Origin of the sequence: Streptomyces puniciscabiei (genome assembly GCF_006715785.1) — a bacterium.
GTDB classification, from domain to species: domain Bacteria; phylum Actinomycetota; class Actinomycetes; order Streptomycetales; family Streptomycetaceae; genus Streptomyces; species Streptomyces puniciscabiei.
Map to the genome: position 1 here is coordinate 324,269 of NZ_VFNX01000001.1, position 16,131 is coordinate 340,399.

13 protein-coding genes are annotated in these 16,131 nt (G+C 71.8%); 8 read left to right on the top strand and 5 right to left on the bottom strand.

All coding sequences use genetic code 11. From position 1 onward, the window contains the following. Window positions 1–115 precede the first annotated feature (115 nt). The 3 genes from FB563_RS01385 to FB563_RS01395 form a co-directional block, all read right to left on the bottom strand. On the bottom strand, window positions 116–2,569 hold the full coding sequence (locus FB563_RS01385; RefSeq protein WP_142218407.1) for an ATP-binding SpoIIE family protein phosphatase: 2,454 nt from the start codon (window positions 2,567–2,569) through the stop codon (window positions 116–118). A 166-nt stretch (window positions 2,570–2,735) separates the two neighbouring features. Beyond that, window positions 2,736–5,159, bottom strand: a complete 2,424-nt coding sequence (locus FB563_RS01390) for an MFS transporter (protein ID WP_055708690.1) — start codon at window positions 5,157–5,159, stop codon at window positions 2,736–2,738. Window positions 5,160–5,320: 161 nt separating this feature from the next. Beyond that, window positions 5,321–5,764 carry an SRPBCC family protein gene (locus tag FB563_RS01395; RefSeq protein ID WP_055708689.1) on the bottom strand — a complete coding sequence of 148 codons (444 nt, stop codon included), beginning with the start codon at window positions 5,762–5,764 and terminating at the stop codon, window positions 5,321–5,323. Between the two features lie 160 nt (window positions 5,765–5,924). Here FB563_RS01395 and FB563_RS01400 point away from each other — a divergent pair, with 160 nt between their 5' ends. From FB563_RS01400 to FB563_RS01415, 4 genes are all read left to right on the top strand, one after another. Beyond that, entirely contained in the window at window positions 5,925–6,968 is a 1,044-nt protein-coding gene (locus tag FB563_RS01400) for an Rv2578c family radical SAM protein (RefSeq protein WP_055708688.1), read from the top strand. Between the two features lie 116 nt (window positions 6,969–7,084). After that, the gene (locus FB563_RS01405) at window positions 7,085–8,644 is read left to right on the top strand and encodes an alpha/beta hydrolase (RefSeq protein ID WP_055708687.1); all 1,560 of its coding nucleotides are present in this window, start codon (window positions 7,085–7,087) and stop codon (window positions 8,642–8,644) included. A gap of 57 nt (window positions 8,645–8,701) precedes the next feature. After that, window positions 8,702–9,169 (top strand): RidA family protein, encoded by a 468-nt coding sequence (locus FB563_RS01410; protein ID WP_079048981.1) that lies wholly within the window; start codon window positions 8,702–8,704, stop codon window positions 9,167–9,169. A gap of 54 nt (window positions 9,170–9,223) precedes the next feature. Then, the gene (locus FB563_RS01415) at window positions 9,224–9,556 is read left to right on the top strand and encodes a GyrI-like domain-containing protein (protein WP_079048980.1); all 333 of its coding nucleotides are present in this window, start codon (window positions 9,224–9,226) and stop codon (window positions 9,554–9,556) included. A 15-nt stretch (window positions 9,557–9,571) separates the two neighbouring features. Here FB563_RS01415 and FB563_RS01420 read toward each other — a convergent pair whose 3' ends face one another. Next, window positions 9,572–9,955: a VOC family protein gene (locus FB563_RS01420; RefSeq protein WP_055708686.1), complete on the bottom strand. Its 384-nt coding sequence runs from the start codon at window positions 9,953–9,955 to the stop codon at window positions 9,572–9,574. Between the two features lie 94 nt (window positions 9,956–10,049). Here FB563_RS01420 and FB563_RS01425 point away from each other — a divergent pair, with 94 nt between their 5' ends. Further along, window positions 10,050–10,574 carry a GNAT family N-acetyltransferase gene (locus tag FB563_RS01425; protein ID WP_055708685.1) on the top strand — a complete coding sequence of 175 codons (525 nt, stop codon included), beginning with the start codon at window positions 10,050–10,052 and terminating at the stop codon, window positions 10,572–10,574. A 7-nt stretch (window positions 10,575–10,581) separates the two neighbouring features. On the opposite strand, the gene FB563_RS01430 is transcribed toward FB563_RS01425, so the two are convergent. Then, window positions 10,582–11,166 (bottom strand): adenylosuccinate lyase, encoded by a 585-nt coding sequence (locus FB563_RS01430; protein ID WP_055708684.1) that lies wholly within the window; start codon window positions 11,164–11,166, stop codon window positions 10,582–10,584. A 393-nt stretch (window positions 11,167–11,559) separates the two neighbouring features. On the opposite strand from FB563_RS01430, the gene FB563_RS01435 reads away from it, so the two are divergent. The 3 genes from FB563_RS01435 to ccrA all read left to right on the top strand — a co-directional run bounded on the left by FB563_RS01435 (window position 11,560) and on the right by ccrA (window position 16,125). Next, window positions 11,560–13,365 (top strand): 3-hydroxyacyl-CoA dehydrogenase family protein, encoded by a 1,806-nt coding sequence (locus FB563_RS01435; RefSeq protein ID WP_055708683.1) that lies wholly within the window; start codon window positions 11,560–11,562, stop codon window positions 13,363–13,365. A gap of 154 nt (window positions 13,366–13,519) precedes the next feature. Beyond that, window positions 13,520–14,338 carry a TetR family transcriptional regulator gene (locus tag FB563_RS01440; protein WP_234357903.1) on the top strand — a complete coding sequence of 273 codons (819 nt, stop codon included), beginning with the start codon at window positions 13,520–13,522 and terminating at the stop codon, window positions 14,336–14,338. Between the two features lie 449 nt (window positions 14,339–14,787). Beyond that, on the top strand, window positions 14,788–16,125 hold the full coding sequence (ccrA, locus tag FB563_RS01445) for a crotonyl-CoA carboxylase/reductase (RefSeq protein ID WP_199832945.1): 1,338 nt from the start codon (window positions 14,788–14,790) through the stop codon (window positions 16,123–16,125). The last annotated feature ends 6 nt before the right edge of the window (window positions 16,126–16,131 follow it).

The window sequence follows — 16,131 nt, forward strand, 5'->3', positions numbered from 1 at the left end:
ATCGGGATATCGCGAGGGCCCGGAGCGGGGCAAGGGGCTGAAGGCCACCTTCACCGGATGTACGGACCCCGTTCCACCTGCGGGGGCGCGCAAGAACGGCCCGCAAGCCCCCTCGTCATCTCCTTCCGGCGAGAGCCTGTTCGAACCAGACGGTCTTGCGGTGCCCGCTGGCACTGGCGCCCCACTCCCGGGCCAGCCGGCTGACCACCCGCAGACCGCGGCCCGCCTCGTCGTAGGGGTCGGCGCCGAGCATCTCGGGCAGCCCCGGTTCGTCGTCGGTGACCTCGAAGAGCAGGGCGTCGGTGCGGACCACGCGCAGTCCGACCGGCTCGCTCACGGCGTGCCGTACGGCGTTGGTGACCACCTCGCTGACCAGCAGCTCGGCCGTCTCCACGGCCTGCGGCAGACCCCATGCCAGCAGCCGCTCCCGGACCAGGCGGCGGGCCCGGCCCACCTCGCGCGGGTCGGCCTCGAGCCGCCACTCGGCGACCTGTTCGGCGGGGACGCCGTTGAGGCGGGCCATCAGCAGGGCGACGTCGTCCTTGCGGCCGCCGCGCGTGTTCAGGGCGCGGATGATGGTGTCGCAGGCGTCGTCCATGGAGGCGGCGGGGTGGGCGGCGGACTCGCAGAGCGCGGCGAGGCCCTCGCCGATGTCGGAGCCGCGCACCTCGACCAGGCCGTCGGTGCACAGCACCAGCCGGTCGCCGGGCGAGACCTTGACCCGGGTCGCCTCGAAGGGCACGCCGCCGACGCCTATGGGGGCGCCGGTGGGCAGGTCGAGGAGTTCGCTGCTGCCGTCCTCGGCGCGGACCAGCACGGGCGGGATGTGTCCGGCGTTGGCCAGGTGCAGTTCACCGCGGATCGGGTCGTAGACGGCGTACAGACAGGTGGCGAGGTAGTTGTCGCCGAGCCGGCGGGCCAGGTCGTCGAGGTTGCGCAGCAGCTGGGCGGGCGGGGTCTCCATGGTGGCCATGGTCTGTACGGCGGTGCGCAACTGGCCCATCATCGCGGCCGAGTTGAGGCCGTGGCCCATGACGTCGCCGACCACGAGGGCGGTGCGCGAGCCGGGCAGTTTGATGGTGTCGAACCAGTCGCCGCCGATCCGCCCGAGCCGGGTGCCCGGCAGATAGCGGGTGGCGATGTCGCAGCCGGCCATCCGCGGCGTCACCTGCGGGAGCATGCTGTCCTGCAGGGTGTCGGCGACGTTCTCCTGGTAGGTGTACATGCGGGCGTTGTCGAGCACGAGGCCCGCGCGTGCGGCGAGTTCGGCGCCGGTGGTGCGGTCCATGTCGTCGAAGCCCGGCCGGTCGGGGCGGCGCATCAGCACCATGAAGCCGAGGACGACGTTGCGCGCCTTGAGCGGGACGATCAGCAGGGAGCGGCCGCCGATGAGCGGCCTGAGGTCGCGCTTCTCGAACTCGCCGGAGATCCGCTCGGACAGCTCCTCGGTGACCCTCGGGATGAGCACCGGTTCCCCGGTGACCATGCACTTGTAGAACGGCGTGTGTTCCGGGAACGCGAAGGACTCGCCGACCGGCACGGTGTCGTCCCAGCGGCCCGGTTCGTCGTTGTGCTCGACCCACACGCGGAACATCACGGTCTGCGCGTCCGGCGGGCCGTCCGGGAAGCCCTCGCCCGCGAGGACGGCCGCGCGCAGATGGGTACCGGCGAAGTCGGCGAACCGGGGTACGGCGGCGCTGGTGACCTCGCGGATGGTCTCGCCGAGGTCGAGGGAGGAGCCGATGGCGGAACTGACCTCGTTCAGGAACTCCAGCCGCTCGCGCACGGCGGCGTACTCGAGCTCCTGCTCGGCACCGGCCGGGACGACGACCGGGATCGTGCGCTGCTGGGGCAGGACGGCCTCGGCGCGCTGACGCCCGGCCCGCCGGGGCACGCCCCAGTACGGGGTCACGGGCACCCGGTCGAACTGGCTGAACTCCAGAACCGGATAGCCCAGTTCCAGCACCTGGGAGACGATACGGCCGCTCAGGCCCGGTCCCATGTTGGGCAGGATCTCGGGCAGCCGGCGTTCGAGTTCCTCGGAGGCGGGCAGCTCGGTGTGGCGGGCGAAGCCCGGCGAGATGCGTTCGGCGGTCTCGTCGTCGTAGCCGCGTTCGTCGCGCAGCCGGGTGGCGTCGGCGGCGAGCACCAGCAGCCGGGACGGGCCGGGGCCGACCAGCGGATAGGCCCACCAGAGGACGTCGAGCCGCTCGCCGTCGGGCTCCTGGCCGTGCGGGACGAGGCGGGCGCGGCCCGCGGTGGCGTAGGCGGTGCGGCCGTCGAGGGAGGACTCGAGGTCGGGGCCGAGCCCGTCGTACTCCTCGTAGGCGTCCGGCATCGCGCCGCCGTGCAGGTCCTCGGGGAGGGCGCCCGAGACGGGCAGCAGGTCGGCCGCGGCACGGCCGACGGCTTCCTGCCTGCCCACGCCGAACAAACGGCGTGCGCCGCTGCTCCAGTGGGACACCAGGCCGTCGCGGTCGACGACGACCACGGCCAGCGGAATCCGGCCCGCCGCCGCGTCGCCGACGCCGCGCCCGGGAGGTGTGTCCCGCTCGCTGCCACGGTCCATGGCCCAGGCCCTCTCTCCCCACGGCTGTACGCAAACGATCTGTGCCGCCCGCCACTACGGTACGGCGACGGCTGGTCGCGATGTGTGGCAATCCTGGAATTGGTTTCACCGGATCGCACCGGCGCGCAGCTCAGCGCCCCGCGGGCGCCGCCCCGTCCCCGCCCTGTCAGTCCTCGTGCCCCAACTGCAGGTCCCGTTCGGTGCGGCCGCCGCCGGCGACCTGCAGCACGGTGGCGACCGGCGGGTAACCGGCGGCGATGACGGTGTACTCGCCGGAGGAGAGGTCGACGAACCGGAACGTTCCGTCGGCGGTGGTGGTGAGGGTGTCGACGACGTTGCCGGCGGCGTCGAGGAGCGTCACGCGCGCGTCCTCCACGGGCCGGCCGCCGCTCGCCCGGACCGTGCCCCGCAGCACGGCGCCGCCCGCGAGTTCGACGTCCTGGCGGGTCTCCCGGGCGGCCTGCACGCTGACCGGGAGCGCGGCGGGGCGGAAGGCGGGGGCGCTGGCGGCGAGGGTGTACTCGCCGGCGACCAGTTCGGTGATGACGTACCCGCCCTCGCGGCCGCTGCGGGTGGCGGCGACGACCTCCCCGTGCACATTGGTGAGGGTGACGGTGGCGTCGCGCACGGGGCTGCCGTCGGCGGTGAGCACGCTGCCGGCGAGGCGTCCGGCGCCGCCGAGGACCACGTCGAGTTCGACGGGCCGTTCGCCGACGGTGACGGAGACGGCCTGCGGCTGGTGGCCGCCGGCGGCGGCGATCAGCACGTACGACCCCGAGCCCGGCGTGCTGAGCGCGTACCGTCCGTCCTCGCCGCTCGCGCCGCGCCCGATCTGCTGCCCGGCGACGTCGATGAGGGTGAGCGCCGCGCGGGGCACCACGGTGCCGTCGGGGTGCTGGACCGTGCCGCAGACGGGGATTCCGGCGGTGTGGGGCGAGCGAAGCGAGATGGGGGTCCCCCCGGCCGAAGGCTGGGGGCGGGCCTGCGGGATCGGGGAGTTCATGGTCTCGGGCTCGGTTTCGGTGGTGTGGTGGGACACCAGGGGTTTCTCCTTGAGGAAGAAGGCGATGAGCAGGCCGAGGGCGAGCACCGGGACGAGGTAGAGGAAGATCCGGGGCATCGCGTCGGCGTAGGCGCGGATGTAGGCGTCGCGCAGGGCCGGGGGCAGCGCGTGGACGAGCTGCGGGGTGATGGAGTCGGCTTCGGGCAGTCGGACGCCCGCGCTCGGGGGCAGTTCCCTGCGCAGGGAGTGGGCGAGCCGGTTCGCGAAGAGGGTGCCGAAGACCGCGGCGCCGACGCTGCCGCCGATCTGCCGGAAGTAGTTGTTGGCGCTGGTGGCGGTGCCGAGGTCGGCGGGGCGCACGGAGTTCTGCACGGCGAGGACGAGGACCGGCATCACCAGGCCGATACCGACGCCCAGGACGGCCATCCAGATGCTGTAGTGCAGCCGGGGGGTGTCCACTTCGAGCCGGGACAGCAGCCACATGCCGACGGCGGAGACGGCGCCGCCGAGCACGGGGAAGAGCTTGTAGCGGCCGGTGTGGCTGATGAGCTGTCCGCCGATGACGGAGGCGCCGACGATCCCCGCCATCATGGGCAGCATCAGCAGCCCGGACTCGGTGGCGCTGGCCCCGTCGACCATCTGCAGGAAGGTCGGCAGATAGCTGGCGGCGCCGAACAGGGCGACGCCGATCACGAGGCCCACCAGGGCGCTGACGTCGAAGACGGAGTCGCGGAACAGCCGCAGCGGGATGAGGGGTTCGACGGCGAACCGCTCGGCGACGAGGAAGAGGACGGCGGCGGCCAGCGCGCCGGCGCCGAGGCCGAGGATCTGCCGGGAGCCCCAGGCGTACTCGGTGCCGCCCCAGCTGGTCAGCAGGACCAGGCAGGTGGAGGCGGCCGCGAGCAGCAGCGCGCCGACGACGTCGAAACGCCCGCGGCCGACGGGTTTGGGCAGCTTCAGAACGACCGTGACGACGGCGAGGGTGACCAGCCCGAAGGGGACGTTGATGTAGAAGCACCAGCGCCACGAGAGGTGGTCGGTGAAGTAGCCGCCGAGCAGCGGCCCGGCGACCGAGGCGAGGCCGAAGGCGGCGCCGATCAGACCCATGTAGCGGCCGCGCTGCCGGGGCGGCACGATGTCGGCGATGATCGCCTGCACGCCGATCATGAGCCCGCCGGCGCCGACGCCCTGGAGCGCGCGGAAGGCGATCAGCTGGTCCATGGTCTGCGCCCGGCCGGCGAGCGCGGAGCCGAGGACGAAGACGGCGATGGCGAACTGGAAGACGCCCTTGCGGCCGACGAGGTCGCCGAGCTTGCCGTAGAGCGGCAGGCCGATGGTGGAGGTGAGCAGATAGGCGGTGATCGCCCAGGACATCCGGTCCAGGCCGTGCAGTTCACCGACGACCTTGGGCAGTGCGGTCGCGACGATCATCTGGTCGAGCGCCGCGAGCAGCAGGGCGAGCATCAGCCCGAGGAACACCAGCCGCACGCGGCGCGTGCCGGGTCCGGCGCTCCCGGCCGGTGGGACCGCGGGTGCCCCGGGGGGCGCCGTGAGCGGCTCGTCCCGCACCAGAGTCGTCCCGCCCACGTCCCGCTCCCCTCGTCGCACCTGTCACATTTCCCGCGTTAAGCGTCAACTGTGAACAACTGCGGTGAGTTACGGCATCGTTCCGGACGAGAGGGGGATCCACTCGAACCGGTGAAGGGGGGCAGCCGGGGGCAACCCCCCTTCACCGGCGGGCCCTTGGCCTACTTCTCGACCTCGGCGGCGAGCCTGGCGAGCACCGCGTCGTAGATCCGGCCGAGACCCTTGGGGGCGAAGGTCTTCTCGAAGAAGCCGCCGATGCCGCCGGCACCCTTCCAGGTGGTGGTGACGACGACCCGGGCCTTCCCCTCGCCGGCCGGGGTGACGCGCCAGGTGGTGACCATGGAGGAGTTGCGGTCCTTCTCGACCAGCTCGCCGTCGGTGGGCTCGCTGACCTCCAGGAGGCAGTCGCGCACCCGCTTGCTGGTGGCCTGGAGCTTCCAGTGCACGAGGGTGCCCTCGCCGTCGCCGCCCTCGCGGACCTCGTACTCGCTGAAGTGCTCGGGCAGGAGCTTCTGCCGCGTGCCGCGGTAGTCGGCGAGGGCGTCGAACACCTTCTCCGCGTCCGCCGCGACGACCCGCTCCGTAGTGGCCTCGACCTGCGCCATTGCGTTCCTCCAGGACCGTGTTTCTCGGGGTTGGGGAAAGCCAACCACCCCGGTGCCCGGCCAACAAATCCGGGGTCGCCGTCGAGGCTCCTCACCAGGGCTCGCACGATCATGGGAACACATGTTCTATTGTGTGGCGCAGTGCTACCGAGGAGGCGTCATGCGCTGGGAGAACCTCACGGGCGAGAGCGAACACGGCCGGGCCGCGGAGGCGGCGCTGTTCGGCGCCGACGCCGTCGTCACCCGTACCATCGACACGCCGGAGTTCAGGGGTGTCACCTTCCACGAGGTGCGGGCGCGCTCGGTGCTCAACCGGGTGCCGGGCGCCTCGCGCATGCCGTTCGAGTGGACCGTCAACCCCTACCGGGGCTGCACGCACGCGTGCGTGTACTGCTTCGCCAGGAAGACGCACAGCTATCTGGACCTCGACACCGGCATCGGATTCGACACCCAGATCGTCGTCAAGGTGAACGCGCCCGAGGTGCTGCGCCGCCAGCTCGCCTCCCGCCGCTGGCAGGGGGATCACGTGGCGATGGGCACGAACGTCGACTGCTACCAGCGCGCGGAGGGCCGCTACCGGCTGATGCCGGGCATCATCTCCGCCCTCACCGAGCACGCCAACCCGTTCTCGATCCTCACCAAGGGCACCCTGATCCTGCGCGACCTGGACCTGCTGGTCCGGGCGGCCGAGGTGACGGACATCGGCATCTCCGTCTCCGTCGGCTTCCTCGACACCGAGCTGTGGCGCACGGTCGAGCCGGGCACGCCCGCGCCGGAACGCCGCCTGGACGTGGTGCGCGCCCTGGGCGAGCACGGCATCGGCTGCGGGGTGCTGATGGCGCCGGTCATCCCGTTCCTGAGCGACCATCCGGACCGGTTGCGGGCCACGGTGCGGGCGATCGCGGCGGCCGGGGCCACCTCGGTCACGCCGTTGGTGCTGCATCTGCGGCCCGGCGCGCGGGAGTGGTTCATGGCCTGGCTCGCCCGGCACCATCCGTACCTCGTGCGGCGCTACGAGCGGCTGTACGCCGAGGGTGCCTACGCGCCCAAGTGGTACCAGCGCCGGATCACCCGTCAGGTGCACGAGCTGGCAGAGGAGTTCGGCATCGGGCCGACCCGCCCGGGCCTGGCCCGCCGCATCCGTCCGGCGCAACCCGACGAGCCGCCGGCCGTGGCCGAACCGACCCAGCTCACCCTCATGTGAGAATCCAAATGGGTCAACTCTGCCTATAACACGTTCTTCAGGGCGCCGATTCCGGGACCATCCGGCGGAAGATGTGACCCTCGCGGTCCGCCGACACCGCCGTCCCGGGAGGACGCATGAGAACACGCGCAGCCGTGCTGTGCGCAACCGCCGCCGTGCTGGCGGGCTCGGTCACCGCCGTTCCCGCAGCAGCCGCCCCGTCGGCACACCTCAGCTGGAAGAAGTGCGGCACCAGCGACTATCCGACCCTCCAATGCGCCTCGCTGGAGGTGCCGTTGGACCACGCGCACCCGTCGGGCCGGCGGATCACGCTCGCCCTCTCCCGCGTCCCGCACACCGCGAAGACCTCCCAGGGGCCGCTGCTGGTCAACCCCGGCGGGCCCGGCGGCAGCGGACTGACGCTCGCCGGGTTCGTCGCCTCGGCACTGCCCCGGAACGTGGCCGCGCAGTACGACGTCATCGGCTTCGACCCGCGCGGGGTGGGCCGGAGCAGCCCGGCCCTGAACTGCGTGCCGGGCCACTTCGGGACGGTGCGCCCGGACACCGTGCCCGCCACGGCCGCGCTGGAGCGGACCAACCTCGCACGCGCCAGGTCCTTCGCCGCCGCCTGCGGCCGCCGTTACGCCGACGTGCTGCCGTACCTCGACACCGTCAGCGCCGTACGCGACATGGACGCCATCCGCCGGTCGCTCGGCGCCCCGAGGATCAGCTACTTCGGATACTCGTACGGCACCTACCTCGGCGCGGTCTACGCGAAGCTGTATCCGCAGCGGGTGCGCCGCCTGGTGCTGGACTCGGTCGTCGACCCGACCGGGGTCTGGTACCGGGACAACCTCGGCCAGGAGTACGCCTTCAACGCCCGCCATCGCGCGCTGATGGCCTGGATCGCCCGGTACGACTCCACGTACCACCTCGGCACGGACCCCGAGAAGGTCGAGGCCGAGTGGTACGCGATGCGGGCGGCACTGGCGAAGAAGCCGGCCGAAGGAAAGGTGGGCGCCTCCGAGTTGGAGGACACCTTCATCCCCGGCGGCTACTACGACGGTTACTGGCCCTACCTCGCCGACGCGTTCGCGGCCTACGTGCGCGACGGCAGGACCGGGCCGCTGGTGGAGGCGTACCAGAACTACGGTGCCGTGAGCGGCCCGGGGGACAACGGCTACAGCGTCTACACGGCGGTGCAGTGCCGTGACAGCTCCTGGCCCGGCAGCTGGAGCCGGTGGCGCGCCGACGCCTGGCGCGTCTACGCCAAGGCACCCTTCATGGCCTGGAACAACGCCTGGTACAACGCGCCGTGCGCGTTCTGGCCGGCCGCGAGACGCCGGCCGGTGAACATCGCCAACACCGAGCTGCCGCCGGTGCTGCTCTTCCAGGCGACGGACGACGCGGCCACGCCGTACACCGGCGGTGCAACGGCGCACAGGCTGCTCGCCCGGTCCAGCCTGGTGGTCGAGGAGGGCGGCGGCAACCACGGCGTCACGCTGAGCGGCAACGCGTGTCTGGACAAGTACCTGGTCGCGTATCTGACGGACGGCAGGGTGCCCCGGGGCACGGGTTCGGGTGCGGCCGACGCGGTCTGCGCGAAGTCGCCCGAGCCGAAACCGCTGGCGACGAAGGCCGCGTCCACGTCGTCGCGCGGCTCAGCGCTGCACGGGTTGCTCGGTTTCCGCAGGTAGACGCGCCAACGGTGCCTGCCACGAGGCGTTGTCAGTGGTGTGCCGCACCATGGAGCCATGACCGAACCGACCCGCATCCCCGCCCCTGACGGCGTGGCCCCCGCGACCCAGTACAGCCACGTCGTCTCGGCGACCGGCCGTCTCGTCGCCGTCTCCGGCCAGCTCGCCCTGGACGAGCACGGCAAGCCGGTCGGCGAGGGCGACCCCGCGGCCCAGGCCCGCCAGGTCTTCGAGAACCTCAGGCGCTGCCTGGCCGCGGCCGGCGCCGGCTTCGAACACGTGGTGAAACTGACCTACTTCGTCACGGACACGGCCCACCTCCCGGCCATCCGCGCGGCCCGCGCCGCCCACATACCCGACGACCGCCTCCCGGCGTCCTCCGCGGTCCAGGTGGCCGCGCTGGTGGCACCGGAGTTCCTGATGGAGGTCGAGGCGCTCGCGGTGGTGGGCGACGAGCGGCGAGCGGGCCGTGGACCGGGTTCCAGGCGGGCAGGGGCTGCACCGTCAGGTGGTAGTCCTCGCTGATCCGGCCGTCGTCGTCGAGGACGAGGAAGACCCGCGCCGCCCAGGCCACGTTCCGTGTTCGCCGACGAGCTGTTCACCAGGCACCGGGGACGGGTGACCGTCTTCGTGCCCTGCGACGCCCCGGTCCGGCCGGTCGGCCGCGTCCGGCCGCCGGCGGTTCCGGCGGTCGAACTCGCCGTCGTCGAACACTGCGGGCCACCGTCCGAGGTCGACCGCGCGTACGGCGCGCTGGCCGCCTACGTCGCACGCCACGCGCTGACCGTCGACGGCCCGATCCGCGAGTACTACCTCGTCGGCCTGCGCGACACCTCCGACAGCTCGCGGTGGCGGACGGAGATCTGCTGGCCGGTGTTCCACACCGGTACGACGCCCGGCAGGGCCCGGTGAAGCGGGGCGTCCGGCTCAGAGGGGCTGCAGACGGGTGCGCAGGAGGCAGAACTCGTTGCCCTCCGGGTCGGCCAGCACGTGCCAGCTTTCGGTGCCGGTCTGGCCGACTTCGGCGGGCCTCGCGCCGAGAGCGAGCAGCCGCTCCAGCTCGGCGTCCTGGTCGCGGTCGGTGGCGTTGACGTCGATGTGCAGTCGGAGCTTTGCGGGGCGCGGGTCGCTGGTGGGGCCGATGACGAGAATCGGCTGCGGTCCGCCGAAGCCGGTGTCCGGCGGCCCGATCGCGATGCTGCCGTCGTCCTCCCGGTCGAGTTCGACATAGCCGAGGACCTCGCTCCAGAACGCGGCGAGCCGTTCGGGGTCGGCGGCGTCGATGACCAGCTCACTGATGCGGCATGCCATGCCCGCCAGTGTAGGCGGACGGCCCGGAACGCCCGGCGGAACGCCCTGGCCCACCGGTCCCGCGCTCGCCCAGCTGCCACACTAGGGTGCACATATGCGCGAACAGCCGCCATGTGTCCGCCCGATGAGCCTTGCCGACTGCGACCGCGTCTCCGAGATCCGTATCCGCGGCTGGCAGCACGCCTATCGGGGGCTGATGCCACAGTCGTACCTCGACGGACTCAGCGTCGCGGCGGACGCCGAGCGGCGGCGGACCTGGTTCGCGCAGGGGGACGGCTCCGTGGTGAACCTGGTCGCCGAGCATGCGGGGAAGGTCGTCGGCTGGGCGGCCTTCGGGCCGTACCGGGACGGTGAATTGCGCACGGTGGACGCGGAGTTGTACGCCCTGTACGTGGATCCGGCGTACATCGGCCGCGGGTTCGGACGGGCGCTGCTGTCGGCGTCGGTCGAGCGGTGCGCGTCGTACCCCCGCGTCTTCCTGTGGGTCCTGAAGGAGAACGCCGCCGCCCGCCGCTTCTACGAGCGCGCCGGATTCCGTGCAGACGGCGCCGAGGAGCCGTTCGAGGTGGACGGCGTACCCGTGCCCGAGGTGCGCTGTGTCAGGGAATCGATCAGCTGAACCCCCGTCAGGTCGCCTCCTTCTGTTGCGGGATCCGCGCCAGCGCCCGCACCGCCGCCTCAGCGAGGGACGGGTGGGCCAGGGCCTCGTTCAGCACCCGGCGGGCACGGGGGTCGCCGAGAGTACCGAGGCCTTCCACGCAGGCGAGGGCGACGCGGCGATAGGGGTCGCGCGGGCTCAGCCGGCGCTCCAGGGTGGTGATCAGGGCGGGCACGGACTCCGGGGCACGCAGGTCGGTCAGGAGCCGTACGGGGTGCAGGGCGTAGGCGACACGGAGTTCGTTGGTGGCGAGGGCCGCCGCGGCGCGGGCCGTGCGGGGGTCGCCCAGGCGGGCCAGGGCATGGGCGGCGGAGGCGCAGCGCGGGGGGTCGCGGTGGTTGAGGAGGAGCACCAGGGACTCGAAGGCCCGCCGGTCGCCGGCCAGGCCGAGCCGGAACGCGGCCAGTTCCCTGGCCCACAGGGGCTGTCCGGGCGCGGTGAGCACCTCCGCGAGTTCGTCGTGGTCCTCGGTCGCCAGCAGCCGGTCGAACGCCGCCGAGCCGCGCGACTCCTGCCGTAAGCGCTCCGTGAGCGATCGCAACTCTTCGTCCACGAAGTCCAGCGTAGGCGGCCGGCGAGGTGTGAGGGACCTACATCACAAAGTCCGGCCGGACTCAGGTCTGGCGCGCTCGTTACTGGCGGGTTAAGCTCAGACGAGCGAGTTACCCACTCGCACTTCCGCTGGCGACGGTTTGGTGACGCGGCCGTCGCGAGCGTCTGGTCGGTTCGGTACGACGTACCGCAGTACGACCCGGCTCCGGGACAGGGCCGGTCGGATTCCCTGCCGATTGCCGATCACGGGCGTGTGCAACACCCGTGGCATCCGGCAGCACCGGGCGTGTGCGCTCAGCAGCCCGACAACACCCGCACTCCTTCCGCTCCGCGGTGCGCCCCTCGGCGCACCCGGCGCGTTCCTCGTCGTCACCCTCATTCCTGGAGTCCCGCGATGGCCACTCCCCTTTCCGACTCAAGCCTGTCCCCGCTCAAGACGATCGCCGTCGTCGGCCTCGGCACCATGGGCACCGGCATCACCGAGGTCCTCGCCAAGGCGGGCCGCGAGGTGATCGGCATCGACATCAGCGAGGCCCAGGCCGCGAAGTGCGTCGCCGCCCTGGAAGCCCGCACCGCCCACTGCGTGGAGCGCGGCCGGCTCACCGAGCAGGAGCGCGCCGACACCCTCGCCCGGGTCCGCACCGCCACCGACCTCGCGGCGGCCGCCGACGCCGACCTCGTCATCGAGGTGGCCCCGGAGTCGTACGAGATCAAGCACCGGATCTTCCGCGAGCTGGACGGCGTCGTCCGCCCGGAGACGATCCTCGCGACCGGGACCAACGCCCTGTCCGTGACCCGCCTCGCCGCCGACTCGGCCCGCCCCGAGCGGGTGCTCGGCCTGCACTTCTTCAACCCGGCGCCGGCGATGAAGCTGGTCGAGGTCGTCTCCTCGGTGCTGACCGCGCCCGGCGCCGTCGCCTCGGTCACGGACCTCGCGATCGAGCTGGGCAAGGAGCCGGTCGCGGTCGGCGACCGCCCCGGGTTCGTCGCGGACGGCCTGCTCTTCGGCTACCTCAACCAGGCGGCCGCGATGTACGAGGCCCGGTACGCCTCCCGCGAGGACATCGACGCGGCGATGCGGCTCGGCTGCGGCCTGCCGATGGGCCCGCTCGCGCTGCTGGACCTGATCGGCATCGACACCGCGCGCACGGTCCTTGAGGCCATGTACGCCGAGTCCCACGACCGGCTGCACGCCCCGGCGCCGATCCTGAAGCAGCTCAGCGAGGCGGGCCTGACCGGCCGCAAGTCCGGGCGCGGCTTCTACACCTACGAGGCGCCGGGCAGCGCCACGGTCGTGCCGGACGCGCTGACCCCGGCCACCGGGGACACCCGGGCCGCCGGACGCCCCGTGAGCTCCGTCGGTGTCGCCGGCTCCGGCACGATGGCCTCCGGCATCGCCGAGGTCTTCGCCAAGGCGGGCTACGACGTGGTGCTGGCCGCCCGCAGCGCGGAGAAGGCACAGGCCGCCAAGGCCCGTATCGGCAAGTCGCTTTCGCGCTCTGTCGACAAGGGGCGGCTGACCGCCGAGGCCGCCGCGCAGATCCTGGACCGGATCACCCCGGCCGGCTCCTACGACGCCTTCGCCGAGGTCGACCTGGCCGTCGAGGCGATCGCCGAGGACCTGGAGGTCAAGCGGCAGCTGTTCGCCACGCTGGACAAGGTCTGCAAGCCCGGCGCGGTGCTCGCCACCACCACCTCCTCGCTGCCCGTCGTGGCCTGCGCCCGCGCCACCTCGCGCCCGCAGGACGTCATCGGCATGCACTTCTTCAACCCGGCCCCCGCCATGAAGCTGGTCGAGGTCGTGCGGACCGTGCTGACCGCCGACGACGTCCACGCGACCGTCCGCGAGGTCTGCGCGAAGATCAAGAAGCACGCGGTGGACTGCGGCGACCGGGCCGGCTTCATCGTGAACGCGCTGCTGTTCCCGTACCTGAACAACGCGATCAAGATGGTCCAGGAGCACTACGCGTCCCTGGACGACATCGACGCGGCGATGAAGCTCGGCGGCGGCTACCCCATGGGCCCCTTCGAGCTGCTGGACGTGGTCGGCCTGGACGTCTCGCTGGCCATCGAGAAGGTCCTGCACCGCGAGTTCCGCGACCCCGGCCTCGCCCCGGCCCCGCTGCTGGAGCACCTGGTGGCCGCGGGCTGCCTCGGCCGCAAGACCGGCCGCGGCTTCCGCGAGTATGCCCGCCGCTGAGGGCGGCGGCGACTGGTCCCACGCGGAGACGGACTGGGGCGGACTGCTCGACCCGGTGGACGCTCCCCCGCCCCTGTGGGGCGGGGGCGGCCCCGGGGGCGGGAGAAACCCCTCACCCGCGCACCGAACTGCGCACATGCAGTACGTTCGGGTCATGTCCCAGCCCGCCAAGTCCTCCCGTACACCAGCTACGCCCGACGCGCCGGAAAGTGCCGCAGGCAGCCGCGCCGCCGCCCAGCGGCTCAAGATGCGCCGAGAACTGGCGGCCGCAGCCATGGAGCTGTTCGCGACCAAGGGGTACGAGGCGACCACCGTCGACGAGATCGCGGCCGCCGCCGGAGTCGCCCGCCGCACTTTCTTCCGCCACTTCCGCTCCAAGGAAGAGGCGATCTTCCCCGACCACGACGACACCCTGATCCGCGCCGAGGCGGTCCTCAACGCCGCCCCCGCGCACGAGCACCCGCTCGACACCGTGTGCCGCGGGATCAAGGAAGTCATGAAGATGTACGCGGCCCGCCCGGAGATCTCGGTCGCCCGCTACAAGCTCACGCGCGAGGTGCCCACCCTGCGCGAGGCCGAGATCGCCTCGGTGGCCCGCTACGAGCGCCTGTTCACCCGCTACCTCCTGGGCCACTTCGACGAGCACGCGCACGCCGACGACGCCAACGACGACCCGCTGCTGGCCGAGGTCGCCGCCTCCGCGGTCGTCACCGCCCACAACCATGTGCTGCGGCGCTGGCTGCGGGCGGGGGGCCAGGGCGACGTCGAGGCGCAGCTCGACCACGCCTTCGCGATCGTCCGCAAGACCTTCGGCACGGGCATCGGCGCCGGACGCGGTCCGGCGGCCAAGCCGGCCACCACCGCTCCGGCGGCGGTCTCGGCGCACGGCGAGGTGCTGGTCACGGTCGCCCGTACCGACGCCCCGCTGGACGAGGTCATGCGGACCATCGAGGAGGCGCTCAAGGAGCGCTGAGCCCCTCCCGTACCGCTGCCGGCCGCTGTTCCGGCTGTGACGACGGCCACCCGACGGGGTGGCCGTTTTGCCATGTCAGGGGCCGTTTTCGAGCGGATTTCAAGCGCCGTTCGATCGATCATCGCTCATTTGTTACGTAAAGATTTCACCTGAGCCAAACTTCTGGCACTCAGTGCCTTGTCACCTGACACGCGGTGTCATACGTTGAAGGTGTCCGGGCGGCCGGCGAGCAGAGACCGTTCGCTCGCCGGCTGTCCCCAAGGGCCATGGCCCCCACGCCCGGACGCCTGCGTCACAGGCAACCTCCCGCGCCACAAAGCGCTGCCGAAGCACCACCGAGCCGAACCGACGGCACTTCCAAAACCCTCAGCAGCACTCCCAAGCAGCAGCACCGACGAACCCCCAGCGCCCCTCCCTCAGGGCGCTCACCGCCGGAGGCAACAGTGACCGTGAAGGACATCCTGGACGCGATCCAGTCGAAGGAGGCCACGTCCGCCGACTTCGCCAACCTGCAGATCCCCGAGTCGTACCGCGCGATCACCGTGCACAAGGACGAGACGGAGATGTTCGCGGGCCTGGAGAGCCGCGACAAGGACCCGCGCAAGTCCATCCACCTCGACGAGGTGCCCGTGCCCGAGCTGGGCCCGGGCGAAGCCCTGGTGGCCGTCATGGCCTCCTCGGTCAACTACAACTCGGTGTGGACCTCGATCTTCGAGCCGCTGTCCACCTTCGGGTTCCTGGAGCGCTACGGCCGCACCAACGAGCTGGCCAAGCGCCACGACCTGCCGTACCACATCATCGGCTCCGACCTCGCGGGCGTCGTCCTGCGCACCGGCCCGGGCGTCAACGCCTGGAAGCCCGGTGACGAGGTCGTCGCGCACTGCCTGTCCGTCGAGCTGGAGTCCTCCGACGGCCACAACGACACCATGCTCGACCCCGAGCAGCGCATCTGGGGCTTCGAGACCAACTTCGGCGGGCTCGCCGAGATCGCGCTGGTGAAGTCCAACCAGCTGATGCCGAAGCCGGGCCACCTCAGCTGGGAGGAGGCCGCGGCTCCGGGCCTGGTGAACTCCACCGCCTACCGCCAGCTGGTCTCCCGCAACGGCGCCGCCATGAAGCAGGGCGACAACGTGCTCATCTGGGGCGCGAGCGGCGGCCTCGGCTCGTACGCGACGCAGTTCGCGCTCGCGGGCGGCGCCAACCCGATCTGTGTCGTCTCCTCGCCCCAGAAGGCGGAGATCTGCCGCTCGATGGGCGCCGAGTCGATCATCGACCGCAACGCCGAGGGCTACAAGTTCTGGAAGGACGAGCAGACCCAGGACCCGAAGGAGTGGAAGCGCTTCGGCAAGCGCATCCGCGAACTCACCGGCGGCGAGGACATCGACATCGTCTTCGAGCACCCCGGCCGCGAGACCTTCGGCGCGAGCGTCTACGTCACCCGCAAGGGCGGCACCATCACCACCTGCGCCTCCACCTCGGGCTACATGCACGAGTACGACAACCGCTACCTGTGGATGTCGCTGAAGCGCATCATCGGCTCCCACTTCGCCAACTACCGCGAGGCCTGGGAGGCCAACCGCCTCATCGCCAAGGGCAAGATCCACCCCACCCTGTCGAAGGTGTACTCCCTCCAGGACACCGGCCAGGCGGCCTACGACGTCCACCGCAACCTGCACCAGGGCAAGGTCGGCGTGCTGTGCCTCGCGCCCGAGGAAGGCCTCGGCGTGCGCGACGAGGAGATGCGCGCCAAGCACATCGACGCCATCAACCGCTTCCGGAACGTCTGAGGTCAC